This is a genomic window from Photobacterium sp. TLY01, from assembly GCF_021432065.1.
Classification (GTDB): Bacteria; Pseudomonadota; Gammaproteobacteria; order Enterobacterales; family Vibrionaceae; genus Photobacterium; species Photobacterium halotolerans_A.
Genome location: NZ_CP090364.1, coordinates 614,870 through 639,384, shown reverse-complemented (window position 1 = coordinate 639,384; position 24,515 = coordinate 614,870). Strand labels below are relative to the sequence as shown.

The window sequence follows — 24,515 nt, the reverse complement described above, 5'->3', positions numbered from 1 at the left end:
ATGGGTTAGAATGTGCGTCCGATGGTAAAGGTAAAGAACTCTTCGTCATCACCATCGTATTTCTTCAGTGGCCTTGCGACCGAAAAGACCAAAGGTCCCATTGGCGACATCCACTGCAAAGCCGCACCATATGAAGCACGAATCAGGAAAGGATCTGAATAGTCATACAGAAAATCACCGTCCTGTCCGCTCAAATCGTATTCTGTGTCCCACACGTTACCGGCATCAATAAACAAGCTGGTACGGATCTGATTCCGTGCTTCTTCAGAAGCAAACGGTGTTGGGACGATCAACTCAACACTGGCCAGTGCGACAGCATTACCACCCGCCGCATCATCTGAACCTGTCGCACAACTGTTGTTGCCGCCTATGCTACCGCCGGTATCACAACCGCCAACGTAAACAGCTTTCGGACCGACCGTGTTGGAACGGAACCCTCGCAAGGTCGAAAAGCCACCTGCATAGAAGTTTTCATAAAATGGCAACAGCTGATCGCTGCCATTATCCGTTGTGCCATAACCATTACCATAGCCCAGCCGGCCGCGAAGCAACAGCGTAAAATCCTGTTCTTCGGTCAGCGGGAAGTACTGGCGGACATCATACTGTGCTTTGAAATACTGGGCATCAGAACCCGGTACTGTCATACGGAAGGTTGCACGCTGATGGTTACCCGCCGTCGGGAAGAAGCCACGGTTCAGGTTATTGCGGGTCCAGGACACCGACCAGTCAAAATCATCCAGCTCGATAGACGTGTTCGCTTCATCAAAATCATGAATTTGTTTGAATTTTTCGATCTGATAATACTCTTCGGTATTCGAGATCTTGTTATGGTCATAGCCCAGACCAAATTCGAAGAAATTCAGTTCATCGTACGGGAAGCCCCAGGTCAGACTGGCACCGTAACTCTGGTTGGTATAGTCAGAAATATTGGCGTCAGAGGCTTCAAATTCGTTGTAGTAAACTTTACCGCCCAGACTGATGCCATCCAGCGTGAAATACGGATCGCGGTATTCGACACTGACGTTTTTCTGGTAATCATTCATCATGGCGCTGATACCGAAACGGTTCCCCGTTCCCAGGAAGTTATCCTGCTGAATACCGGCCTGGAAAGAGACCCCGGATTCAGTACCATAGCCGACACCAAAGTTGATGTTACCGGCGTTGGCTTCTTTCACCTTGTACTGAACATCAACCTGATCGTCGGTGCCCGGAACACGCACTGTCTGTACATCCACCGATTCAAAGAAGCCGGTCCGGTTCAGACGCTCTTTACCCCGTTCAATCGACTTGGAATTCAGCCAGCTGCCTTCCATCTGACGCATTTCGCGGCGCAGCACTTCATCCTGGGTGGAGGTATTGCCAGAGAACGCAATATTACGCACGTAAATACGTTTGCCTGGCTCCACGTTCACCAGCAGGGACACCTGCTGGTTGGCATCGTCAAACTCTGGAATGGTATTCACCTGCGGGTAGGCATAGCCCAACTCACCAAGCCGGCGTTTGATTGATTCTTCCAACCCTGTGACTTTCGCACCGTTGTAAATATCGCCCTCTTTAAAAGTGACCAGCCCGGCCAGTTCGCCCTGCGCGCCAACCAGGTTACCGCGGAATTTGACGCCCTTGACCGTATACTGCTGGCCTTCATTGATATTCAGGGTGATGTATACCCCTTTCTTATCCGGGGAGATCGACACATGGGTTGATTCAAGCTTGTACTTCAGGTAACCGTTGTTGAGGTATTGAGAACGCAGGGTTTCCAGATCACCCGCCAGGACCTGTTTCTGATACTTTTCATCGGCCAGAAAGTTCCACCAGGGGACATCGGCCTGCAGATTGAATTTGTCGCGCAGTTCTTCATCGGTAAACACCCTGTTACCAATGAAATTAATTTGCTGAATTTTCGCTGAGACGCCTTCGGTAAAAACAAATTTCAGGTCCGCACGATTTCGCGGCAATGGGGTCACAACGGCCTTAACGCTGGCATTGTATTTACCCACACTGTAGTAGAAATCTTCCAGGCCCTTTTCAATCTTACTCAGCGTCGTGCGATCCAGCGCTTCACCGACCGTGATCTTAGAGGCGTTCAGGTTTTCCTGAAGCTGCTCGTCTTTGATGGCCTTGTTGCCAGAAAACGTAATGCTGGCGATGGTCGGGCGTTCAATGACTTTGACCACCAACGCATTGCCTTCACGGAAAACCTGAATATCTTCAAAGTTACCGGAAGCAAACAAGGCCTGAATCATATCCGCGACGTCACGCTCATCGACCGAATCACCAATTCTGACAGGCGTTTTCAGCAATGCAGCACCTAAGGCTACACGCTGTAATCCCTCAAAGCGGATATCATCCACCACAAATTGTTCCGCATGTACCACACTGCTGCCAAGCAAGAGGGATGCGACTAACAGTTTCTTCATCGCCATTACTGTTCTGATTATTCCTTGCTAAAAACGCACTTATTAAAGGCGGGTAAAATCATTTATGAGCGCGACAGCCATCAAAACGACTAAAATCACAGATCCAAGACGATAGCCAAGATCCTGTATACGCTCTGAAACAGGACGTCGTGTCACAGCTTCAATTGCAAAAAAGAGTAAATGCCCGCCATCCAGCACAGGCAAAGGCAACAAGTTCACGATACCCAGGTTCACGCTGATTAAAGCCAGAAAACCCAAAAAGTACACGATGCCGTAATCAGCCGTTGTTCCCGCACCTTTGGCGATAGAAATCGGGCCACTTAAATTTTTCAGTGCCACATCCCCGGTCACCAGCTTGGTCACCATATCAAAGGTCAGTGTCACCAGTTGCCAGGTTTTTTCGGTCGCTTCACCAATGGCTTCTACAGGGCCATACTGACGAACAAAGCGCTGATCCTCCGGCCACTCAGACATGACAGGCGCAAAGCCAGCATATCCAACCCACTCACCGCTCGGCAATTCTTTGCTAATGGGCGTCAGCGAGGCTTCAACCAGCTCGTCGCCACGGCGCAGCTCAACAGTCAGTGCTTGCTCCGGGCTGGCGCGAACCACATCAACCACCTGCTGCCATTGCGTAATCGGCTGGTTGTCGATCGCGACAATCGTATCTCCGATTTCGAAGCCGGCTTTTTTGGCCGCTCCGTTATCCACCAGCTGACCAATTTCCAGCGTGATCGGCGGTGAGAACGGGGTCACCCCCAGCGTAGTGAGTATACGCTCACTTTCCGGATCAAAAGACCAGTTGCGCAAATCCAGATTGAATGTTTTTTCGTAAGACTCCTCTGACGGGACGGCTGTCAGCGTCATCGTCTCATCACCAATATGGCTGATCATGGCCATATTGACAGATTCCCAATCCGGAGTTTGGATGCCAGAAACAGACTTAAGTTCCATACCGCTTTCAATCCCGGCCTGGGCCGCGATTGATTGTGGCGCGACCTCTCCGATCACCGGCTTCACCGCAGGAACACCAATCAGGTACACAACCCAATAGGCAAAGATAGCAAAAACAAAATTCGCCATAGGGCCTGCCGCCACAATGGCACTTCTTTGCCACAACGGCTTGTGATTGAAAGCCTGGTGGCGACGTTCGGCCGGCACAGTGTCGACCCGCTCATCCAGCATTTTGACATAACCGCCAAGCGGGATCATGGCCAGTATGTACTCGGTGCCCTGTTTGTCGACACGGCGCCAGAGCGGTTTGCCAAAACCAATTGAAAAGCGCTCGACATACACACCACAACGGCGTGCAACCCAGAAGTGCCCGAATTCATGCACCGCAATTAAAATGCCCAGCGCAACGAGAAAGGCACCCAAATTCCACAAAATTCCCATTATCTAGCTACCTTCTGAATCACTTGCTGCGCCAGCTGTCGTGCATCAGCATCCAAGGCCATCACACACGCCAGACTCCGCGGCTCTGCCAGGTTAATCCGCTCCAGCACTTGCTGGTTGACCCGCGCGATATCGGTAAAACGTATTGCACCGGCCAGAAACTCGGCCACTGCCACTTCATTGGCCGCATTGAGCGACGTGGTTGCCGCCTGTCCACTGTAGCACGCCTCGATCGCAAGCTGCAGGCATGGATAACGCGACATATCCGGCGCCATAAAAGTCAGTTCACCCGCCTGAGTAAAATCAAGCGGTTTCACACCTGCATCCACTCTTTCAGGATAGGCCATGGCAAAGGCAATGGGCGTCTGCATATCCGGCAACCCCATCTGCGCCAGTACCGAGCCATCTTTGTACTGTACCATAGAGTGGATGACCGACTGGGGATGAATCAGCACCTCCAGTTGCTCCCTTGATGCATTAAACAGCCAACGGGCTTCTATGTATTCCAGCCCTTTATTCATCATAGTGGCCGAATCGACGGAAATCTTGGGTCCCATCGACCAGTTTGGATGCGCAATGGCCATTTCCGGGGTCACAGTCGCCAGATCCTGTGGATCGGTATAGCGAAAGGGACCACCAGAGCCGGTCAGCAAAATCTTGCTGATCCCAGCTGCAGACAGATCACAGCGCCCGGTCTGCTGTTGAACATCTAAAGGTAGACACTGATAAATCGCATTATGTTCACTGTCTACCGGTAATAATTCTGCGCCATACTTCGCAACAGCATCAATAAACATCTGCCCGGACATCACCAGAGCTTCTTTGTTGGCCAGCAGCACACGTTTACCGGCTTTGACCGCAGCCATAGTCGGCATCAGTCCGGCAGCCCCGACAATGGCGGCCATCACGGTATCCACTTCATCCAGCGCAGCTATTTCGCACATGCCAGCAACCCCTGACAGCACCTGAGTAGCGAAACCGTGCGCTTTCAACTGTTCAGACAGCTCACGAGCAGCCTGCTCAGAGGCCATCGCAGCATACCTGGGCTGCCACTGACAGCACAGTTCAAACATTTTACGGCTATCTGTGCCCGCAGCCAGCGCGACCACCTCAAACTGGTCAGGATTGTTTGCCGCCACTGCCAGTGTACTGGTGCCAATTGATCCCGTTGCACCCAGAATGGTTAACTTACGCATACCTTCACTACTTTACAGATTTGGCTGTGACCAGCCGTCATCCTACCTTTCATTTCCAATCCGTGTGTAAACCCAGAGTCAACACACTGTCTTGGGTATCAAAATCAAAATGGGGGAAGTGGTTACCCGCTTCCCCCGAATCAGGTCTCAGATCAGCCAGAGATAGAGCAATGCGAAAACGGGCAATGCTGCCGTCAGGCTGTCTATCCGGTCAAGGATACCACCGTGGCCGGGTAAGATCTGTCCGCTGTCTTTAATACCGGAAACCCGTTTAAACATACTTTCTGCCAGATCACCAAAGACAGAAGCAACCACAGTCAGAACAACTGTGACTAATAACGCACCGCTGCTATGAAAAGTTACCCCCAGCAATTTCGCAGTTGCCCACGCGACGACAACAGCGAGCACCACACCACCGGCAAGTCCTTCCAGGGTTTTATTCGGGCTGACTCTGGGGGCCATTTTACGGCGGCCAAATCGCTTGCCCGCAAAGTACGCACCGCTGTCAGCCGCCCAGACCAGTAAACACACCAGCATCACCAGTTTAGCGCCCAGATAGGGAGATTCAGCATAGTTAACAGCACGTAACATCACAACGCCCCAGAAAAAGGGGATCAATGTCAGTAAACCAAACAGATAGCGCAGCGCAGTTGAGCGAACCCAAAAGCCGGATTGGTTCGGATAGGTCACAACCAGGAGGCAGGCAAATAACCACCAGGCACCACCTGCCGCTAACATGATGTGATGTGGTAATTGTATATGGCCCAATTCGATGGCATCCGCAGGGAGAGCCAGAAAAGACGCCAGTAAGACGAAAACAGGGGGTACCATCGCCAGCAGGCGTGAACGGGGATTAACAAACTGGGTCCATTCCCAGAAGCCAGCCAGGGTGATCCCTGCAATAGCCAACATAAAACCCGAAAAAGGTAGCAGGAAAATTCCGGCAACCACCAAAGGTGCCAGAACCAATGCGGTCAAAATTCGTTGCTTAAGCAAGCTTGTTCCTCTCGTTATTATTTATCGTTGTCGCTTCTCAGCAATATAGTGCTTGGCAGCAATCCAACAAGCCACGAGCTTGTTTTCAGAATGGCAGCGGGGTTCCATTTTCCACGCTACCCTCTTTGGCGTTACTGAGTTTTCAGTAACATTTTTATTTGTTCACCCGTACAACCGAAACGACGCTCCCGATCCATGAACCAGGCAATCGCGTCTGCTAAGGTATTTTCGTCAAAATCAGGCCAGAGCTGAGGTGTAAAATACAGCTCGGCATAGGCGGTTTGCCACAGCATGAAGTTACTGATACGGCATTCGCCACTGGTACGAATCAGAAGGTCGACATCAGGCAGGCCACTGGTGGATAAGCGAGTTGCCAGCATGTCTTCGGTGATATCATCCGGGGTCAGCCCCTGCTCCGCCACTTCGCGGGCCAGTGCCTGAGTGGCCTGGAGAATGTCCCACTGCCCGCCATAGTTAGCAGCCACATTCAGAACCATGCCGGTATTAGAAGCGGTTAAGGTTTCAGCTGCAGTGATTTTATCCTGAAGACGCTGACTAAAGCGGCTGGTATCGCCAATGATTTTCAGACGGATATTATTTTTGTGTAGACGCTTCACTTCCCGGCCCAGAACGGTCAGAAAGAGTTCCATCAACAAAGACACTTCATCTTCCGGGCGGCGCCAGTTTTCACTGCTGAATGCAAACAGGGTCACGACCTGTATCCCAAGACGGCTCGCAGCAGAGACGGTTTTACGCACGGCTTCAACACCGGCTTTGTGGCCAAACACCCGTGCTTTACCCTTCGCCTTCGCCCAACGCCCGTTGCCATCCATAATGATCGCGACATGCTTAGGAAGATTCTGGCTGTACCATTCAGTGCTGCTTGTATGCTCTGTCATACTTTTCCCTCAACAAAAAAGCGCCGTGCTGCACGCACAGCGCTTTAGAGCTTATCAAGCCAGAGTCAATAAAAAGTAAGGAAAACCTTAGACTTCCATCAACTCTTTTTCTTTCGCTTCCAGAATGGTATCAATTTTCTTTACAGCAGCATCCGTCAGCTTTTGGATGTCATCCTGAGCACGACGATCATCGTCTTCTGAAATTTCTTTATCTTTCAGCAACGCCTTCACTTCGGCATTGGCATCACGACGAATATTACGAATGGCAACACGGCCTTGCTCTGCTTCAGCGCGAACAACCTTCACCAGGTCCTTACGGCGCTCTTCTGTCAGTGGTGGCAGTGGTACACGAATGACAGTACCGGCAGAAGATGGGTTCAGGCCCAGGTCCGACATCATGATCGCCTTTTCAATTTTAGGCGTCAGTTCCTTGTCGAATACCGTAATGGCCAGGGTACGGGCATCTTCAGCAATGACGTTAGCTACCTGACGCAGCGGCGTGTTAGATCCGTAGTATTCCACCTGAATACCGTCCAGCAAACTTGGATGTGCACGACCAGTACGCACTTTTGCCAGCTGAGTTTTCAGTGCTTCAACACTTTTGTCCATGCGCGTTTGCGCATCAGTTTTAATCTCGTTAATCACGTTTGTACCCTTGAATAGTCGGTCTTAGCAGGAAGCTGTTTTCCTACCCTATCAATATGTTGCGCCCTTACTCGCTGTGAGCGATCAAGGTACCTTCCGGCTCACCCATCACAACTTTACGCAGTGCACCCGGTTTATTCATGTTGAATACACGAATCGGCATACCGTGGTCACGCGCCAGTGTGAAGGCGGCGAGATCCATGACTTTCAGCTCTTGTTCCAGAACGTCCTGATAACCTAGCTTATCATAAAGAACCGCTTCTGGGTTTTTAACTGGATCGTCGCTGTAAACACCGTCCACTTTTGTGGCTTTCAGCACAACATCAGCTTCAATTTCAATACCGCGCAGACAGGCAGCTGAATCTGTTGTGAAGAAAGGATTGCCTGTACCGGCAGAAAAAATAACCACCCGGCCCTGACGAAGCTGGCTGATTGCTTCTGCCCAGTTATAGCTGTCACAGACTCCGTTCAGCGGAATGGCTGACATTACTTTCGCGTTCACATAGGCACGGTGCAGCGCGTCACGCATGGCCAGGCCATTCATCACAGTCGCCAGCATACCCATGTGATCGCCCACAACTCGGTTCATACCCGCAGCAGCCAAACCTGCACCACGGAACAGGTTACCACCACCGATAACCAGACCTACTTGTACGCCCAGCTCTACCAGTTCTTTGATTTCCTGAGCCATGCGATCAAGCACATGGGCATCAATACCAAAACCTTCGTCGCCCTGCAGCGCTTCGCCACTCAGTTTCAGCAGGATCCGTTGATAAGTCGGTTTAGGATTCGTGGTCATTTATTGTACCTTCCAGGCTTACGATTGAGATATGGAGTTGTAAAAAGACCGCAGCCTTGGCCACGGTCTTCTATAAGCAATTTGCGAAAGATTAACCTTTCTGCGCCAGAGCTACTTCTTCAGCGAAGCTCAGGCCTTCTGCTTTCTCGATACCTTCACCGACTTCCAGACGGATAAAGGTAGAAACAGAAGCGCCGTTTTCTTTCAGAACGTCACCAACAGACTTCTTAGGTTCCATGATGAAAGGCTGACCCGTCAGAGACACTTCACCAGTGAACTTCTTCATGCGGCCTTCAACCATCTTCTCAGCGATTTCCTGAGGCTTGCCTTCGTTCATGGCGATTTCAACCTGAACTTCACGCTCTTTCGCAACTACTTCTGCAGGTACGTCTTCTGGGTTCACGTACTCTGGACGAGAAGCTGCAACGTGCATTGCAATGTGCTTCAGGGTTTCGTCTTCGCCGTTACCTGCAACAACAACACCGATACGGTCGCCGTGACGGTAAGAAGCGACTTTCTCGCCTTCGATGTAAGCAACACGACGGATAGAGATGTTCTCACCAATCTTAGCAACCAGTGCAACACGCTTCTCTTCGAACTGAGCTTGCAGTTCAGCAATGTCCGCTTTGCTCGCCAGAGCAGCATCAGCTACTTCGTTCGCGAAAGTCAGGAAGTTGCCGTCTTTAGCAACGAAGTCAGTCTGGCAGTTCACTTCTACCAGCGCAGCCAGGCTGTCGTTGTTCTTGATGATGATAGAACCTTCAGCAGCGATGTTACCTGCTTTCTTAGCCGCTTTTGCAGCGCCGCTCTTACGCATGTTTTCGATGGCCAGCTCGATATCAGCATTCGCTTCAACCAGGGCTTTTTTACATTCCATCATGCCTGCGCCAGTACGCTCACGCAGTTCTTTAACCAGGGCAGCTGTAACTGTTGCCATTGTTATATCCTCAGTTTTTAAATCTTGGTGTAAAAATCAGGGGCCTGTAAACGGCCCCTGTTAACCATACTTAGTTTACACAAGGTAACTTAAGATGCTCAAAGGAGCGACTGATTACTCAGCTTCTACGAAACCGTCTTGCTCAGCCTGAACAGCGATGTCCTGGTTACGAGCTTCAGTAACAGTAGCTGCAACAGCACCTGTGTACAGCTGGATAGCGCGGATTGCATCATCGTTACCTGGGATAACGTAATCTACGCCGTCTGGGTTAGAGTTAGTATCTACGATAGAGAATACTGGGATACCCAGGTTGTTCGCTTCTTTGATAGCAATGTGCTCGTGATCAGCATCGATAACGAACATCGCGTCTGGCAGACCGCCCATGTTCTTGATACCGCCCAGAGATTTCTCCAGTTTTTCCATTTCACGAGTACGCATCAGCGCTTCTTTCTTAGTCAGCTTGTCGAAAGTACCATCGGTAGACTGAGTCTCCAGATCTTTCAGACGCTTGATTGACTGACGAACAGTTTTCCAGTTAGTCAGCATACCGCCCAACCAACGGTTGTTCACGTAGTACTGATCACAGCTGTTTGCCGCGTCTTTGATAGATTCGCTTGCAGCACGCTTGGTACCAACGAACAGGATTTTACCTTTGCGAGCAGCGATCTTGTTGATTTCTGCCAGCGCTTCGTTGAACATTGGTACAGTTTTTTCAAGGTTGATGATGTGCACACGGTTACGAGCACCGAAGATGAATGGCTTCATCTTAGGGTTCCAGTAACGGGTTTGGTGACCAAAGTGTACACCAGCCTTCAGCATGTCGCGCATTGATACAGTTGCCATTGAATATTCCTCAATTGGGGTTAGGCGTCCACATACCCCATGCTACCGACCCTTGACCTGATTACGGCCGACTTACGCATAAGCCTTGGGCACCCCGGAGCACGTGTCGATATGTGTGAGTGATTAAATAAAATAATGTTTTTGTAATCTGACCCGCTGTGCTGACTTTCGCCGAAGCACAATATGCCAAATTACGGCGCGCTTTATACCATATTCAGACCGCAAAAATCCAGTCAAAATCTTCTGCGCAGACCAAAGTCAGTTTTCATCCTCCGCTCCCGCTGATACCATATAAAGTATAGAGACTGACAGAGCAGAGAAGTTTGCATGAGCATTAAGATCAAGACGGCTGAAGAAATTGAAAAGATGCGCGTGGCCGGCCAACTGGCCGCCGACGTCCTGGAAATGATTGAGCCGTATGTCAAACCTGGCGTATCCACTGAAGAGCTGAACCGGATTTGTCATGAGTACATCACCGAAACCCAGGGTGCGATCCCGGCTCCGCTGAACTATCACGGTTTCCCCAAATCCATCTGTACGTCAATCAACCATGTGGTGTGTCACGGGATCCCCAGTGAGCAAGACGTATTGAAAGACGGTGATATCATCAACATTGATATCACCGTCATCAAAGATGGTTACCACGGCGATACTTCTAAGATGTTCGAAGTGGGCGAAGTCTCACTCGAAGACAAACGCCTGTGCCGTGTCGCGCAGGAAAGCCTGTATCAGGCCATCAAGAAAGTGAAGCCAGGTGCCAAACTGGGTGAAATTGGCACCACGATCCAGAAGTTTGTGAAGAACGGCAACAGCCGTTTCACCATCGTCAGAGACTACTGTGGCCACGGCATCGGTGATGAATTCCATGAAGAGCCGCAAGTGGTCCACTATAAAAACGCCGACCGGACTGTGCTGAAAGCGGGCATGTGTTTCACCATCGAGCCAATGATCAACGCCGGTAAATTCGGCTGTCTCCTTGATGATGAGGACGGCTGGACGGTCTACACAGTCGACGGCAAGAAATCGGCGCAATGGGAGCACACACTGCTGGTCACTGATACCGGCTGTGAAATTCTGACCCTGCGTAAAGAAGAAAGCCTGCCGCGGGTGATGAAAAACGCCTAATCCGCCACGCAGTGAAACAACAACTGATGATTGACTCAAAGCCAGCACATTGCTGGCTTTTTTGTTGCTGTAAATCAGGCTAGAGTAGAAAGATGGTCGTTTCCCCTGGCAATCACGCATACCCGGGGAAAAACTTTGGCCCGGCACTGACACCTCAACATGGCATGGACAGCAATGACACAGACACAATCCGATCCACACACACCAACCAGCGGCGAAGACACAGGTCAGCGACTGGCCGTGCTCAAGGCTGAGCTGGATCAGTTCAACGAGCAGCAGCAGCTACTCTTCTCCCAGCATGTCCCGGTGACTGAACTGGTCGAAGCCAGAGCTGACTGTATTGACCAACTGCTTCGCCATCTCTGGCCCCAGTTCGGGCTTGATCAGCGCGACGATCTCTCACTGGTCGCGGTTGGCGGATATGGTCGCGGCGAACTGCATCCTTTGTCTGACGTTGACATCCTGCTGCTCAGTGCCACCCCGCTTGACAACCACACAGGCAAACAAATCAGTGAATTTCTGACCCTATTGTGGGATCTCAGGCTGGAAGTGGGTCACAGCGTCCGTACCATTGAAGAGTGTATTAATATCGGGCTGGAAGATCTGACCGTGGCCACCAACCTTCAGGAAGCCCGCCTGCTGTGTGGCAGCGAAGACAGCTTTCTGCAATTACAGGATCAGGTCAATTCCGGCAAGTTCTGGCCCAGTGAAGCCTTCTACCGTGCCAAAGTCGAAGAGCAGCGCATCCGTCATGCCCGCTATCACGACACCACTTACAACCTGGAGCCGGATATCAAATCCAGCCCCGGCGGTCTGCGGGACATTCACACCCTGAGCTGGGTCGCCCGCCGCCATTTCGGCGCGACCAACCTGCTGGAAATGAGCCGATTCGGATTTCTGACCGATGCTGAATACCGTGAGTTATATGAATGCCAGGCCTCATTGTGGCGCATCCGATTTGCCCTGCATAGCGAGCTCAAACGTTACGATAACCGGCTGACCTTCGAACATCAGGCCTCCGTGGCGCAAAAACTGGGTTATACCGGTGAAGGTAACAAGCCGGTCGAAATGATGATGAAAGAGTTCTACCGAACGCTCAGACGCGTTGCTGAACTCAATAAAATGCTGCTGCAGCTGTTTGATCAGGCCATCCTGAAAAACGGCGATACCTTAACCACAGTCGATCTGGATGAAGATTTCCGCCTGGTCGGCAACCTGATCGAAGCCAGGAAACCCGCTCTGTTTCAGGCGCGTCCGGAAACCATTCTCGACATGTTCCTGCATATCGCAGGCAATTCAGAGATAGAAGGCATTTCAGCCCCCACGCTGCGCCAGTTACGCACTGCTCGCCGGCGTCTGAACCGCTTTTTGGTCGATATTCCTGAAGCCCGCGAAAAATTCATGGCACTGGTGCGCCAGCCAAATGCCCTGAACAAAGCTTTCCGCCTGATGCACCGCCACGGTGTGCTTGCCGCTTATCTGCCACAGTGGAGCCAAATCGTCGGGCAAATGCAGTTCGATCTGTTCCACGTTTATACCGTTGATGAGCACAGTGTCCGCCTACTCAAACACATGAACAAATTCAGCGATCCGGCCAACCGGGAGCTGCACCCTATCTGCTGTGAAGTGTATCCGCGTATTCAGAAAAAAGAATTGCTGATACTGGCGGCAATTTTCCACGACATCGCCAAAGGACGAGGCGGCGACCATTCCGAGCTCGGAGCAGACGACGCCTACCGTTTCTGTCTTGAGCATGGTTTGTCCCGTCCGGAAGCCAATCTGGTCACCTGGCTGGTCAAAAATCACCTGCTGATGTCTGTCACCGCTCAGCGCAGAGACATCTATGATCCGGATGTGATCACGGAATTTGCCAAGGCAGTGCGCGATGAGGAGCGATTGGATTATCTGATTTGCCTGACTGTGGCAGATATCTGCGCCACCAATCAGGAGCTGTGGAACAGCTGGAAGCGCACCTTGCTGGCCGAGCTGTATTACTCCAGCCAGAAAGCGCTGCGCCGCGGCCTTGAAAACCCGCCCGATGTCCGCGAACGTATTCGTCACAACCAGCAGATGGCCTCTGCCCTGCTGCGCAGCCAGGGCTTCAGCCAGCGTGAAGTCGACGTGCTCTGGCAACGTTTTAAAGCCGACTATTTTCTGCGTCACACCCACCAGCAGATTGCCTGGCATGCCGAAGCGCTGCTGAAACATGATAATCCGGATGAGCCACTGATCCTGATCAGTAAAAAGCCGACCCGTGGCGGTACCGAAGTGTTCGTATACAGCCGGGACAAAGCCAAGCTGTTTGCCATTGTCGTGGCCGAGCTGGATAAGAAAAACCTCAGCGTTCATGATGCACAAATCATGACCAGTAAAGATGGCTACACCTTAGATACCTTCATGGTGCTCGATCCAAACGGCGATCCTCTGACGGACAACCGCCGCGCCACAGTTCGGGACGATCTTATCCATGCCCTGGACACTATGGTGTCGGTGCGGCGCAATAAGCGTCCGCCGCGCAAACTGCGCCATTTCAACGTCAAAACCCAGGTCGATTTTCTGCCAACCAAAACCGGCAAAAAGACCATGATGGAGCTGGTGGCGCTGGACATGCCGGGACTGCTTGCCCGGATAGGCTCAGTGTTTGCAGACTTGAATGTCAGTCTGCAGGCCGCCAAGATCACCACCATAGGGGAACGAGCAGAAGACTTTTTTATTCTGGTCAATGAGGAAGGTCAGCAACTGACCACAGAGCAGGAGTCGGCGCTCAAGGCGGCATTGATTGAACGTATTGACGACGCGACATAGCCAAAGCAGTCAGCCCGTCATCGAAACATGACGGGCTGTTGCGAATCCTTGACGCAGATTCTGCGCCGCATGCAAGATTTAACCCGCATAAATTGCTAGAGTAGCAACAAACTGCCTCTATCAACGCCAGTGAAATGCCACTTGGGTTCGCATTTGTTGTACTGAGCGCAGACGGTTTATTGACTGAAACAACACGAGGCCGCCATGTACCCCAACCTTACCAGCCTGGGCATCGAACACCCTGAACGCATTGAAAGTTATAGTCTGCGCCAGGAAGCTGCGAATGACATTCTGAAAATCTACTTCGCCAAAGCAAAAGGAGAGCTTTTTGCCAAAAGCATGAAGTTCAAATTTCAACGCCAGTCTAAGTCTGTCATCGTAAACAGCGGCAACCGTGAAGCCAAGGAAGTCTCGGAGATCAACCGCAAGCTGACTTTTGTGACCGACGAGCTAGATAAAATCACCAAAAAACGCCACACCGATGTCGACATCAAGAAAAAGATTCTGGACGATTTACGCCATCTGGAACAGGTGGTCAGCCATAAAATTGCCGAGATCGAATCCGATCTGGCCAAACTGAAGTGATAAGTCGTAAGTCAGAAACAGGGCACCTGCTGTGGTGCCCTGTTTGAATACTGCTGTGTGAGCGACTTGAATTACTGCACTTTTTTCATAAAATCCTGCAGCCAGGGCAGCGCCGCTTCCGCCGGATCAAAATTGACGCAGGCATCAATATCCAGACGCGAAGTCACGGGCTTAGCCTGCAGCTCCTGAAGTAATGCGTCAAACTGCCGGCCACCGCCACAGTATCTGTCCTCACCGTAACTGGAATCCCCCATCGCTATCACGCCATAGTTGAGCGACGGCATCAGCGGGAACTGATCATTCAGCGCCGTATACAGCGGTAACAGGTTTTCGGGGATCTCCCCCTGCCCTGTGGTGGAAGTAACCACCAGCGCGACCTGATCCCGGTAAGCAAGAAAATCATCCAGACTGGGATCTGTGAACAGTTCCGCATCGTGGCCATGGGTTTTCAGCTCGCTGACGATTTCTTCAGCAACTTCCTCAGCCCCGCCAAACACGGAGCCCACAAATACACCAATCGTTGCCATCACAGTCACACCTCACTCCCTGTATAAATTTCAAAAACCTGAGATTACTCTGAACGCTGTACCTGTCAGATGCAAATGCCGAAACACAAATGCGCGATCCTGCAATCAAAAACGATGATTTTATTCGTCCAGATAAGACAGCGGCCATTGGAAGGCCTGCATCACACTCTGCCAGCTTTGATCCACGGATGCACGAATCTCTATCGGCAGACCGGTAACCGGATGAATAAATTGCAGCGCAGAAGCATGCAGCATCAGTCGGTGACAGTCATAATTTTCCCTGAACATGCGATTGTGCCGGCCATCACCATGGTTCACATCACCAATGATATGATGACTCAGATGATGCATGTGCCGGCGCAGCTGGTGTTTACGGCCGGTTTCCGGTTTCATTTCAATCAGGGTATAGCGGCTGGTCGCATAACGGCCGACAGGGATCTGGGTTTCCACTCTGGCGAGCGGACGATACGCGGTGACAGCTTCCTGCGGCGCTTTGTCCTGCAAGGCCCGCTTGTCGCTCATCTTATCCAGCTCTTCTTTGAGCGGATAATCCAGGACTGCAGCTTCTTTCACCCAGCCCCGTACCACAGCATGATAGGTTTTATTCACCTCCCGGCCCGCAAATTTTGGCATCATCTCAGCGGCCATCTCGCTTGAGAGTGCAAATAACAGTACGCCAGAGGTCGGTTTGTCGAGCCGGTGTAACGGAAACACATGCTGTCCACCGAGCTGATCACGCAGGGTCTGCATCACAAAACGGGTTTCGTGACGATCAAGCCAGGAACGGTGCACCAGCATGCCGGCCGGTTTGTTGACGGCTACCAGATATTCATCCTGGTACAGGATCTCAAGTTCAGTATTTGGCTCTGTCATTGGTTCGCGCCGCCCAGCCAGTGATCCAGTTCAGCAATCAGCGGCAACACACCGGCCAGTTCAGGTTCCAGTTTGGCGGACTCTTCCGCGTAAGGGTAAATATTGAACTGAGTCGGCAACATCAGCCTTTCCTCGACCAAATGATACATACGGGGCAGAAAAATCCATTGCAGCCATTCGGCACATGTCAGCGTATCAATGGCAAATGGCTCAGTGCTGGCCAGCGCTTCCTCACTGGGCGGGCTTTGCTGCCACAGTCCTTGCGCGCGTAACTGCTGTTCTAACCGTACCAGTAAACGGGTGGTTTTTTCGTAACAATCCAATGCTGTACTCCTGGATCAACATAACTCACTTGATAGCTGAGGGTGAGCTCAGCCGGACAACTGGCGCGCAAGGATACCATCTTCACGCTCAACTCCCTATAATGCGCCACCATAAGCCGTCAAACTCTAGGAGCCCAGTAGCATGCCCAAGGATAAATTTCACACCCTGACCCAACTGTTGGACAATGCCGGATGCCAGTATAAGATTTTCGATCTGGGCCGCCGGGTCTGTGAAATCGAGCGAGACACCTTCAAAGCAGTTGAAGATAACCGCCAGCCTTATCCATGGCCGTTACAGCAGCATGCTCACCTGTCGATTTCATTCTGGCAGCCGGGCAATCCTCCGTGGATCTGGTTCCTCAGGCTGCCGCTGGATGAGCGGGGCTTACTCAAACAGGCTGCAGTCGGTGATTTCATTAAGTATGTCATCGAAGCCATGGGCGCCACTCTCAATGCAGTGCCGACAGAAGAAGAGCAGGAAAAGCTGGCGGCCAACCCGTACACCTTCAAGCCAAAAGACGACAAAATGGCGATCTTCCACGCCCATTTGCGTCAGCAACTGGCGTTGCCAGCCAGCCAGTATTACGAACATGCTCAGGTCTATCTCAGCGGTAAACTGGATTGGGCACAATGGCAGGGCGTCGGCTTACAGGGACTGGCAGATATCTGCGCCCGTATGAAGCAGGAAAATAACGCGACCGCCCTGCGCAAGGCGCTGCAGAATCTCCCTATGACGCCGCTGTACGCGTTGCTGGGCTGTCTGGAACACTGTGAGTTGCCTGTGGCGCTGTCTGAGCGTCTGGCTGAACGTATTCAACACGAGCTCGCTGCACAAGAAACCGACATTTTCCTGTTGTCTGCGTTGCTGCGTGCCATGTCAGGTGCCGAGACGGCTATGCTGAACCGGGAGCTTCAGGGCATACTGGCAAAGCCTGAACTTTGCCATCCTGAAATGCTGGTTGCCATTGCCGGCCGATGCTGGAAGGGGTTAGCTGACATAGATTCAGCCAGCCAGTTTTTGCTGCGCCTGGCCCAGACTCAGGATCAGAATTTATTCAATCAGCTGTTTGCCGATCTCGTCATGCTGCCAGCACTGCGCGGTACTATGTTGCAGGTGCTGCACAGCACTGCCAATGCCGAGCTGACTGAGGCCATTACCCGGCTGCAACAAGCCACTCGCGGCCAATAAAACAATGAAACGGAACTAAAAAGGACATCCCACGGATGGATAATTTACTTGGCATACTGGCACTGGCCATACTGGGCTACCTGTTCTGGCAGCAAAGGCGGCAGAGCGAGCTGGCCCAGCAATTTATTACTCAACGCTGCCAGCAGCTAGGGTTGCAGGTGCTCAGTGTGGCCAGAGGATCGCACCGCCTGAAAGATGATGCAGGTAACTGGTGCTGGCAAACCCTGTACTTATTTGAGTTTTCAGCTGACGGCGCTGATGCGTATCAGGGATCGGCCACCTTCAAGGGACTGCGCCCGGTACAATTTTATGTGCCGCCACACCATATGCCGGGCTGAACGGTTTTCCGCGCCGGTTTTGCCACACCACAAAATAAAACGGGCGCAACTTTCGTTGCGCCCTTAGGTCTTACTTGCAGCAATCCGGCTACACATAGGCTCCCTGCCTCATTCCTTTGATGCGCCGGAATCCGTCGGCGATTTTCCTTTAAACGCTCATCCTGAACGTGTCCATTGATCTCCTGATCCGTTACTTCATCCTGAAATAACTCTCTTCGACCTTCCTGGCGGTGTCCCTGCTTTCGTTCTGAAAGTATCCCTGTCTCGTCCTGAGCAGTATCATCCTGAATACTGCAGCCGGCATCCCGCCATGTCCTGAACCATCCCTAGCGTGAAAGCTGTCCTCGCCTTCACTATCATCCGTAACCGACCCTGCTCCCTGGCCGTTTTCCTGTTCCGTGTGTCAATTCCTTCGACACCTCTAAGACTACGATAATTACGCGCCGGGCACAGTACTGTCTTTAACTTGCTCATTGCCCAAAGATCGGCTCACGAACAAACAAAAACATAAGACATTGAATTTAAAGTTAAATTTCTATATTTGTGCGTTGGGATAGATAACAGGAAACGCATATTTCTCACGATTTTGTGAGAGATCGCTTACAAGATTGCAGGCAAAATATGAAATGGTATAAGGCGTAAAAAGCCGTCGCAGTTCAGTACCGCCAATACAGGGTATGAGACAAGAAAGCAGAAGTGGGCGGGCTGTTGGAGCGAGTGCTATGCGACATGCCAGTTATAAAAGAATGGGCGCAACTTGCGTTGCGCCCTTAGGTCTTACCTGTAGCTTCCTACTACAACGGTGCTCCCTGCATCATTCCTTTGTATGCTGTATCCTTCAGCGCTTCCCTTGTTGAACTTCATCCTGAAGTGTCCTGGTCTCCTGACCCGTTCCCCATCCCGGGTTAACTCTCAACAGCCATCCTGGCGGTGTCCCTGGCTTCTTCCTGAAGCATCATCCTTGTGTCATCCTGACGGCAAACATCCTGCTTGCACTGACTGCATCCTGCAGTTTCCGAACTCTCCATGTCAGCCCTCATCCTGAAGACCGTGTCTCTTCCTGAGACTGCCAACTCCGTGGCTCATGTTCCTGTTCCGTGTCAGCTCCTTCCGACAGGGTTAAGATTACGCTATATCCCGGCTCGAACAAGCACACTGGAAACACCCGTTAGCACCCCGGATTACACCCCATGCACAAACCAGAACTAAGTGATTGATAATAAATGCAAATTAACTTTCATTTAGGCTAACCGCCATAGCAAGATTTCAGTATGTCTTACAGGCTTGTAAGCGATCTCTCACAAATTACAGAGACGAATTGACGGCTATTCCCCACTATACTTATTGCAAACACCAGTAGGGGGATAGCAAGATGGAAACATTCAGCCATGACTTACACAGTTTATTCAATCAGTTAGGAATGAATTCATCCAAGGAATCAATAGAGGGCTTCATTCGCGACCATAACCTCAAGCAGGGCGAAACCATCGCCCAGGCTGATTTCTGGCAACCCGCCCAGCGCCGTTTTCTCAAAGAATCGATGGCTGCAGATGCCGATTGGTGCGAAGTGATTGATCAATTGGACACTTTGCTACGAAAATAAATGAACCCGAGCCACTCTTTCAGGAAGAAGTATGTCATCTGCAATTACCGATGCGCTGGAACGCGCCATCTCAACGCTCATCGCGGAAGGAAAAGAGCCCAGTGTCGCGCTGGTCAAAGCCCGCCTGAGTGAGCCTTTGCCTATGCCTGTGATCATTCAGGCCCTTAAAAGCTGGAAACAGCATGCCAAAGTGCCAGAGATAAAAACCCGCGATACAGCACAGCTCAGCGACAGCGAGCGCATTGCCGCGCTGGAGCAGCAAGTCGCCAGCCTGACAGCACGCCTGTCCGCTCTGGAGCAAACGCTGCAAGACACATAACCCGTCATTTTACGCGCACTCACCGCCCGTTGCCTGCCAGCGACGGGCGGTGACAAGCCGCGACTACTGATAATCCCAGGAAAGGTTGGACACCAGCCGGCATGGATCGCATTTGAAGTGGAAGATACCGTGGATCGGCTCATCCACTCGCCAGGCTTGTCCGCATTTAGGACAAGGGCGATTTGCCTCCGTCTCCAGACTGATCCCCCCCACCCGGTACTGATAATAATAGGTAGGCACTTTGGTCAGGTATTCAATTCTGCCGCGTAAATCCCAGCCTCGGCGGAATAAATCGCTGTCGGCGTCACGGATTTCGTGCAAAGCCGCATGTTCGGCCTTACAGCCTCCGGCCATCTGAATTTCATCACAGGCTTGCCATTCGGTCTGCCATTTGACCAAGGCTTTATGATCGCCGTTAAACGTCGCCGGTATCCGGTACAAAGGGATCGGCAATAAGCTGTCACCGCTGCGCAGCGGCGAACAGGTGTGCACATACGTGGTATACAGCACCTGCCATGCCGGAGCTTCTTCGGCAGTGGCTTCCGAATTGATATCACGCCCCAACACTTTAATTTTCGGGGCCAGCAAACTGGCCTGTGTCAGCCGGTTGATCCCCGCTTTTACCTGCGGGCTGTGAAACTGACTATGCAGGCTGGTTTTCTCCGGACAGACAGCCCGCACTTTAAACACAGCCTCATCCATCACGACAGGGAACTCCCGCCCCAGCACCTGGCCGTTATAACGCAGCGCATCCATCAGGCCATTGATCGCCTGCTCCACCGCCGCAACTGTGGTGTTGTCAAAGCATTCAAACTGTAGTTCAACGACATACATGGCTTAACTCACCTTCACAACAGGCTCGAGCTGGCGGATAAAGGTCTCGACATCGTACGCCAGCACCTCCCGGTCTGGTTTGCCCAGCGTCTCGAGAATGACGTTGCCGGTCAGATTACAGATAGCGATCACCTGATCTTCTGCCTCCATCACCCCGATAAAGACAGTCGGCTTGAGTTTCAACCGGCGCTGAGTGACCAGGTGACCCAGAATATTCTCCTGCAAACGTTGATGATCCGATTCACTAAACACCTGTAACAGATCAAATTCCAGATCGTTAAAGCGAGCAGCCATATCGCCACTGAAAAAGCTGCCGTAAAACGCAGTAATATCCGGATGCAGGCGCAGTTCAATCCCCGTTTCAACGGCATCAAAACGACCAGCAGGCTCACGCGCTACCGGCTTCCAGCTCACGGTATCGCCATTATCCGTTTCAACACAAGGAGATGTGAGGCCAATCAGATCGCTGCTGCAGGGCAGACAGGCGCGCTCATCGTGCCACACGTTAATAAAATGGGAAGAAAATTCAGCCAATGCGGCCGTTACAGGATGATTCATTCGCAACCTCAAGCAAGATTCAGTAAACTTTGCCTATTCTAATCCAAGTGTGTGTGTCCAGGACAATATGAGCAAATACAAAGACGCGAAAGAACTAGCCGGTTTAACTCTTGGCCAAAAAAGCGAATACAAAGATCAATACGATCCCACTCTGCTGCAGGCCGTGCCGCGTAAGCTAAATCGTGATGATCTGTCGCTAAGCGACGACCTGCCATTCACCGGGTATGACATCTGGACACTGTACGAGCTATCCTGGCTCAACAGCAAAGGACTGCCGCAGGTGGCTATCGGTGAAGTACGCCTGCCCGCCAGCAGCCCTAACCTGATTGAATCCAAGTCTTTCAAACTCTTCCTGAACAGCCTGAACAATACCCGTTTCGGCAGCTGGCAGGAAGTGGCAGATATTCTGCAGAAAGATTTATCAGCCTGCGCCGGGATGGACGTGGACGTGACTATCCAGCCGCTGAGTGATTTTACCGATCAGCCTATCGTGGATTTTGCCGGTGAATGTATCGATGATCAGGATATTGAGATTACCAGTTTCGACTTTGATCCTGATCTGCTCAACAATGCCGCCAGTGGCGAGGTGGTTGAGGAAGTGCTGCACAGCCACCTGTTGAAATCGAATTGCCTGATCACCAGCCAGCCAGACTGGGGCAGCGTGCGGATTGCCTATAAAGGCAAGCGGATCGATCGTGAAAAGCTGCTGCGCTACCTGGTCTCTTTCCGCAATCACAATGAATTTCACGAACAATGTGTCGAGCGCATCTTCACAGATCTCATGCGTTTGTGTCAGCCGGAGCGACTGACTGTTTACGCCCGTTACACCCGCCGTGGCGGTCTGGATATTAACCCTTACCGTACCAATCAGGGCAAGACGCCAAGCAATAACGATCGCATGGCACGTCAGTAAAGGCTCGCCTGCTTAGCAGTCAAGTCCGGCAAATCACTTTACTTTGCTGGACTTGACGTCATGAGGCAGTAATATGAGGGCCGTGTTTCCTGATGGATAAGTGCGCTATGAACTGTCGTTACTGGCTCTTCAGCATCCTGCTTTTGTTTCTCACAGCCCTGCCGGCTCAGGCGAAAATTTATGCCACTCCGATTCTGGCCGATGCGGATCTCCTGCTGGAAACCAGCCCGGAAAAAGCACTGGAGATCACCGAACGCTATCTGAACCAACGCCGGCTCAGTGTGCCTGCCGACAACTCACGCGTTCATGTCAATGAAGAAACTGACCACTCTGTCCGCACGCCGCTGAGCACCATCAATGCCCTGCAAATCAAAGCCAGAGCACAGTCTTTGCTCAATGCGCAAAGCGATGCCATTCACACCATCAACCAAGCTGAAGCACTGGCGGTTGAAAATGCCTTCAGCTATACCTTGCTCGAAACCCAGCTCATTCATGCAGAAATCCTGTGGCACGGGATGGGCGATGCCTCCTCCGCGGCAGCCCGGCTGGATAAAATCGATCAGGTGATTGCCGGTGATGAGAAACTGCAACGCAGCGATCAAATCAAAATACTCCAGTACCAGTTACTGATGCTGCGCGCCGATATGGAATCCACTCTGGGCGATGAAAGAGTGGCAGAAAAAATGTATATCCGCGCCAAGCGTGATCTGTCTGAGCTTGACGCCCCCAAAGAAGAAATCAACTTCCTGCTCAATCACGGAAGGCATTATTTACGGCACCAGCACTATGATCTGGCCCTGGATCGCTTGCTGAGCGGCTACTGGCTGGCCCAGGAAACAGACGATCACGGCAAAATGGCGATCGCCAATCTGGAATTGGCGACACTCTACGATGAACGTAAAGTGTTTGACAAAGCCCTGGAGCACGCAACACAGGCCGGAGAGTTTTTCGAACATTTCAATCGCACCATTCCGCTGGCCCGCACCCTGGCGCTGATAGCGAGTATTTACGAACAGCAGGGCCGCTACAACCTTGCGCTGGTGCATTATTTCAATGCCTTAGATCAGGAAAATCAGCTCCGCTTGCCCACTCGCTCTGCCAAGCTGCGCCTGAGTATCGCCCGCGTCTATCTCAAACTCTATAACTACCCGAAAACCGAACAATACCTGCACCATGCCCGTCAGCTGGCGCAGGAAAGCGACGATGAGATCACCCAGCTCCAGACGCAGCTGCTTCAGGGGCAACTGGAGCTGGCAGAAGAAAAAACAGAGCAGGCAATTTCGACCATTCAGGCAGCCCTGCTGGCGGCCAGCCGTTTGCCCAAGGCCCAGCCGGCTTTACAAATGCAGGGAGAAACCAGCCTGTCAGCTGCATTTGAGAAGCAGAAAGACTACTACAACGCCCTGCTGAGCCAGCGTCGTTACGAGCAGCTGTATGCCTCTTTGCAGGAAAATCAGGTCAAAAGTAATGCCGAAGTGTTCCGCCAGCAACAGCGGATGATGGCACGGGCACTGCAGCTGGAAGAGCTGGAACGCCAGCAATTCTCGCAAGAAAAAGCCCTGTATCAGCAAAAAAACATGACCACAGTGCTGCTGTTCGGCTTGCTGCTGGCCCTGCTGGTGCTCTGGTACCGCCACAGAGCTGCACGCCGCTGGCGAGAACGACTGACACTGCTGCGGGATGAATTCTACACCCACCCCCGCAGCGGTCTGCGCAATCTGAGAATGCTCAATGCCAGACTCTCCAGCTCACTGCAACAGAGCAGCGCGCATTTCGAACAGTGGCACCTGGGAGAAATTATCAACGAACCCCTGAGTGATCGGTTGCGTTTTGCGCTGTTTGAAGTCCCGCTCCTCAAACATGTCTATCTGGAACATGGTTATCAGCAGGGGCTGGAACTGGAACGCCAGTTTGGTGATTACCTCAAGGCCCAGATTTGCGAACCGGCCCGTTTGTACCATTTTTCTGATGCCATGTTCTTGTACATCGAGCCGAACTCGCGCCTGGAAAGCGCCCCTCAGCAACTGGCTGACTCCATCAGACAACTGGTGGACAGCTTCATGAATGAAAGGCAGCTCGACAGCCGGGTACGCATCGGGATGGCCGAGTATCCATTCCTGCCACGAGCCTGCACCGCCATTAATGATCAGGAGCTACTCGACATTTTGCTGATGGCCACCCATGCTGCCCGCCAGATCAGCAAAACCGAAACGGGCAGCCAGTGGGTTCACCTGAGTGCCATCGAAGCGGCCCCGGCCGCCAGCTTTGCCGGCGAGAATATCCGCCGGGCATGCATACTGGCAATGGATAAAGGTTTGGTCCGAGTCCAGACCTCATCCCATCAGGAATATGACTGGCACCGGCATCTGTGAAGAGAAAACGCTCAGTATTTCCGC

The 24,515-nt window shown here is 51.9% G+C and carries 23 protein-coding genes; 9 read left to right on the top strand and 14 right to left on the bottom strand.

Annotated features, from left to right (window positions below; genetic code table 11):
- Positions 1-5: 5 nt before the first annotated feature.
- From bamA to rpsB, 9 genes are all read right to left on the bottom strand, one after another.
- Positions 6-2,423: an outer membrane protein assembly factor BamA gene (gene bamA / locus LN341_RS03140; RefSeq protein WP_046222031.1), complete on the bottom strand. Its 2,418-nt coding sequence runs from the start codon at positions 2,421-2,423 to the stop codon at positions 6-8.
- Between the two features lie 36 nt (positions 2,424-2,459).
- Entirely contained in the window at positions 2,460-3,815 is a 1,356-nt protein-coding gene (gene rseP, locus LN341_RS03135; protein ID WP_046222030.1) for a sigma E protease regulator RseP, read from the bottom strand.
- Entirely contained in the window at positions 3,812-5,008 is a 1,197-nt protein-coding gene (gene ispC, locus LN341_RS03130; RefSeq protein ID WP_234204022.1) for a 1-deoxy-D-xylulose-5-phosphate reductoisomerase, read from the bottom strand. The genes rseP and ispC overlap by 4 nt, the downstream gene beginning before the upstream one ends.
- Before the next feature lie 147 nt (positions 5,009-5,155).
- Positions 5,156-6,004, bottom strand: coding sequence for a phosphatidate cytidylyltransferase (locus tag LN341_RS03125; protein WP_046222028.1), 849 nt, complete (start codon positions 6,002-6,004; stop codon positions 5,156-5,158).
- Between the two features lie 131 nt (positions 6,005-6,135).
- The gene (locus LN341_RS03120; RefSeq protein ID WP_046222027.1) at positions 6,136-6,903 is read right to left on the bottom strand and encodes an isoprenyl transferase; all 768 of its coding nucleotides are present in this window, start codon (positions 6,901-6,903) and stop codon (positions 6,136-6,138) included.
- 87 nt (positions 6,904-6,990) lie between these two features.
- Positions 6,991-7,548, bottom strand: a complete 558-nt coding sequence (gene frr, locus LN341_RS03115) for a ribosome recycling factor (protein WP_046222026.1) — start codon at positions 7,546-7,548, stop codon at positions 6,991-6,993.
- A 67-nt stretch (positions 7,549-7,615) separates the two neighbouring features.
- Positions 7,616-8,347, bottom strand: a complete 732-nt coding sequence (gene pyrH / locus LN341_RS03110) for a UMP kinase (RefSeq protein ID WP_027251665.1) — start codon at positions 8,345-8,347, stop codon at positions 7,616-7,618.
- Positions 8,348-8,438: 91 nt separating this feature from the next.
- On the bottom strand, positions 8,439-9,284 hold the full coding sequence (gene tsf / locus LN341_RS03105; protein ID WP_046222025.1) for a translation elongation factor Ts: 846 nt from the start codon (positions 9,282-9,284) through the stop codon (positions 8,439-8,441).
- A 114-nt stretch (positions 9,285-9,398) separates the two neighbouring features.
- The gene (gene rpsB / locus LN341_RS03100) at positions 9,399-10,127 is read right to left on the bottom strand and encodes a 30S ribosomal protein S2 (protein WP_046222024.1); all 729 of its coding nucleotides are present in this window, start codon (positions 10,125-10,127) and stop codon (positions 9,399-9,401) included.
- Positions 10,128-10,454: 327 nt separating this feature from the next.
- Between rpsB and map the strand changes: the two genes are divergently transcribed.
- The 3 genes from map to LN341_RS03085 all read left to right on the top strand — a co-directional run bounded on the left by map (position 10,455) and on the right by LN341_RS03085 (position 14,642).
- Positions 10,455-11,252: a type I methionyl aminopeptidase gene (gene map / locus LN341_RS03095; protein WP_046222023.1), complete on the top strand. Its 798-nt coding sequence runs from the start codon at positions 10,455-10,457 to the stop codon at positions 11,250-11,252.
- Between the two features lie 174 nt (positions 11,253-11,426).
- Positions 11,427-14,057, top strand: a complete 2,631-nt coding sequence (gene glnD, locus LN341_RS03090) for a bifunctional uridylyltransferase/uridylyl-removing protein GlnD (RefSeq protein ID WP_234204021.1) — start codon at positions 11,427-11,429, stop codon at positions 14,055-14,057.
- Positions 14,058-14,261: 204 nt separating this feature from the next.
- Positions 14,262-14,642, top strand: a complete 381-nt coding sequence (locus LN341_RS03085) for a DUF3461 family protein (RefSeq protein WP_120513926.1) — start codon at positions 14,262-14,264, stop codon at positions 14,640-14,642.
- 71 nt (positions 14,643-14,713) lie between these two features.
- Here the strand turns inward: LN341_RS03085 and LN341_RS03080 are convergent, their stop codons facing one another.
- The 3 genes from LN341_RS03080 to LN341_RS03070 form a co-directional block, all read right to left on the bottom strand.
- On the bottom strand, positions 14,714-15,169 hold the full coding sequence (locus LN341_RS03080; protein ID WP_234204846.1) for a flavodoxin: 456 nt from the start codon (positions 15,167-15,169) through the stop codon (positions 14,714-14,716).
- 120 nt (positions 15,170-15,289) lie between these two features.
- Positions 15,290-16,042 (bottom strand): tRNA pseudouridine(65) synthase TruC, encoded by a 753-nt coding sequence (truC, locus tag LN341_RS03075; protein WP_120513925.1) that lies wholly within the window; start codon positions 16,040-16,042, stop codon positions 15,290-15,292.
- Complete coding sequence (locus LN341_RS03070; protein WP_234204020.1) at positions 16,039-16,365, bottom strand: YqcC family protein; 327 nt, start codon at positions 16,363-16,365, stop codon at positions 16,039-16,041. Before LN341_RS03070 ends, truC begins: the two co-directional genes overlap by 4 nt.
- Before the next feature lie 142 nt (positions 16,366-16,507).
- Here LN341_RS03070 and LN341_RS03065 point away from each other — a divergent pair, with 142 nt between their 5' ends.
- The 4 genes from LN341_RS03065 to LN341_RS03050 all read left to right on the top strand — a co-directional run bounded on the left by LN341_RS03065 (position 16,508) and on the right by LN341_RS03050 (position 19,814).
- Entirely contained in the window at positions 16,508-17,554 is a 1,047-nt protein-coding gene (locus LN341_RS03065; RefSeq protein WP_234204019.1) for a DUF3549 family protein, read from the top strand.
- A 35-nt stretch (positions 17,555-17,589) separates the two neighbouring features.
- Positions 17,590-17,892, top strand: a complete 303-nt coding sequence (locus LN341_RS03060) for a DUF3301 domain-containing protein (protein WP_234204018.1) — start codon at positions 17,590-17,592, stop codon at positions 17,890-17,892.
- Between the two features lie 1,372 nt (positions 17,893-19,264).
- The gene (locus tag LN341_RS03055) at positions 19,265-19,495 is read left to right on the top strand and encodes a DUF2789 domain-containing protein (protein ID WP_120513921.1); all 231 of its coding nucleotides are present in this window, start codon (positions 19,265-19,267) and stop codon (positions 19,493-19,495) included.
- Between the two features lie 31 nt (positions 19,496-19,526).
- Positions 19,527-19,814, top strand: coding sequence for a hypothetical protein (locus LN341_RS03050; RefSeq protein WP_234204017.1), 288 nt, complete (start codon positions 19,527-19,529; stop codon positions 19,812-19,814).
- Positions 19,815-19,877: 63 nt separating this feature from the next.
- Here the strand turns inward: LN341_RS03050 and LN341_RS03045 are convergent, their stop codons facing one another.
- Positions 19,878-20,648: a Zn-ribbon-containing protein gene (locus LN341_RS03045; protein WP_234204016.1), complete on the bottom strand. Its 771-nt coding sequence runs from the start codon at positions 20,646-20,648 to the stop codon at positions 19,878-19,880.
- Positions 20,649-20,651: 3 nt separating this feature from the next.
- The gene (syd, locus tag LN341_RS03040; protein ID WP_234204015.1) at positions 20,652-21,206 is read right to left on the bottom strand and encodes a SecY-interacting protein; all 555 of its coding nucleotides are present in this window, start codon (positions 21,204-21,206) and stop codon (positions 20,652-20,654) included.
- Between the two features lie 67 nt (positions 21,207-21,273).
- Between syd and queF the strand changes: the two genes are divergently transcribed.
- The gene (queF, locus tag LN341_RS03035) at positions 21,274-22,119 is read left to right on the top strand and encodes an NADPH-dependent 7-cyano-7-deazaguanine reductase QueF (RefSeq protein WP_234204014.1); all 846 of its coding nucleotides are present in this window, start codon (positions 21,274-21,276) and stop codon (positions 22,117-22,119) included.
- Between the two features lie 107 nt (positions 22,120-22,226).
- A complete protein-coding gene (locus LN341_RS03030) occupies positions 22,227-24,491 on the top strand; it encodes a lipopolysaccharide assembly protein LapB (RefSeq protein WP_234204013.1) in 2,265 nt (754 codons plus the stop codon).
- Positions 24,492-24,515 lie beyond the last annotated feature (24 nt).

What these genes read in the sequence shown, in the direction of transcription:
- LN341_RS03055 (WP_120513921.1), top strand. Translation starts at nt 19,265, where the DNA reads ATGGAAACATTCAGCCATGACTTACACAGTTTATTCAATCAGTTAGGA.
- ispC (WP_234204022.1), bottom strand. Translation starts at nt 5,008, where the DNA reads ATGCGTAAGTTAACCATTCTGGGTGCAACGGGATCAATTGGCACCAGT.
- truC (WP_120513925.1), bottom strand. Translation starts at nt 16,042, where the DNA reads ATGACAGAGCCAAATACTGAACTTGAGATCCTGTACCAGGATGAATAT.
- queF (WP_234204014.1), top strand. Translation starts at nt 21,274, where the DNA reads ATGAGCAAATACAAAGACGCGAAAGAACTAGCCGGTTTAACTCTTGGC.
- LN341_RS03065 (WP_234204019.1), top strand. Translation starts at nt 16,508, where the DNA reads ATGCCCAAGGATAAATTTCACACCCTGACCCAACTGTTGGACAATGCC.
- LN341_RS03085 (WP_120513926.1), top strand. Translation starts at nt 14,262, where the DNA reads ATGTACCCCAACCTTACCAGCCTGGGCATCGAACACCCTGAACGCATT.
- LN341_RS03050 (WP_234204017.1), top strand. Translation starts at nt 19,527, where the DNA reads ATGTCATCTGCAATTACCGATGCGCTGGAACGCGCCATCTCAACGCTC.
- LN341_RS03030 (WP_234204013.1), top strand. Translation starts at nt 22,227, where the DNA reads ATGAACTGTCGTTACTGGCTCTTCAGCATCCTGCTTTTGTTTCTCACA.
- glnD (WP_234204021.1), top strand. Translation starts at nt 11,427, where the DNA reads ATGACACAGACACAATCCGATCCACACACACCAACCAGCGGCGAAGAC.
- LN341_RS03080 (WP_234204846.1), bottom strand. Translation starts at nt 15,169, where the DNA reads ATGGCAACGATTGGTGTATTTGTGGGCTCCGTGTTTGGCGGGGCTGAG.
- LN341_RS03120 (WP_046222027.1), bottom strand. Translation starts at nt 6,903, where the DNA reads ATGACAGAGCATACAAGCAGCACTGAATGGTACAGCCAGAATCTTCCT.
- tsf (WP_046222025.1), bottom strand. Translation starts at nt 9,284, where the DNA reads ATGGCAACAGTTACAGCTGCCCTGGTTAAAGAACTGCGTGAGCGTACT.
- LN341_RS03060 (WP_234204018.1), top strand. Translation starts at nt 17,590, where the DNA reads ATGGATAATTTACTTGGCATACTGGCACTGGCCATACTGGGCTACCTG.
- map (WP_046222023.1), top strand. Translation starts at nt 10,455, where the DNA reads ATGAGCATTAAGATCAAGACGGCTGAAGAAATTGAAAAGATGCGCGTG.
- LN341_RS03045 (WP_234204016.1), bottom strand. Translation starts at nt 20,648, where the DNA reads ATGTATGTCGTTGAACTACAGTTTGAATGCTTTGACAACACCACAGTT.
- bamA (WP_046222031.1), bottom strand. Translation starts at nt 2,423, where the DNA reads ATGGCGATGAAGAAACTGTTAGTCGCATCCCTCTTGCTTGGCAGCAGT.
- rpsB (WP_046222024.1), bottom strand. Translation starts at nt 10,127, where the DNA reads ATGGCAACTGTATCAATGCGCGACATGCTGAAGGCTGGTGTACACTTT.
- pyrH (WP_027251665.1), bottom strand. Translation starts at nt 8,347, where the DNA reads ATGACCACGAATCCTAAACCGACTTATCAACGGATCCTGCTGAAACTG.
- syd (WP_234204015.1), bottom strand. Translation starts at nt 21,206, where the DNA reads ATGAATCATCCTGTAACGGCCGCATTGGCTGAATTTTCTTCCCATTTT.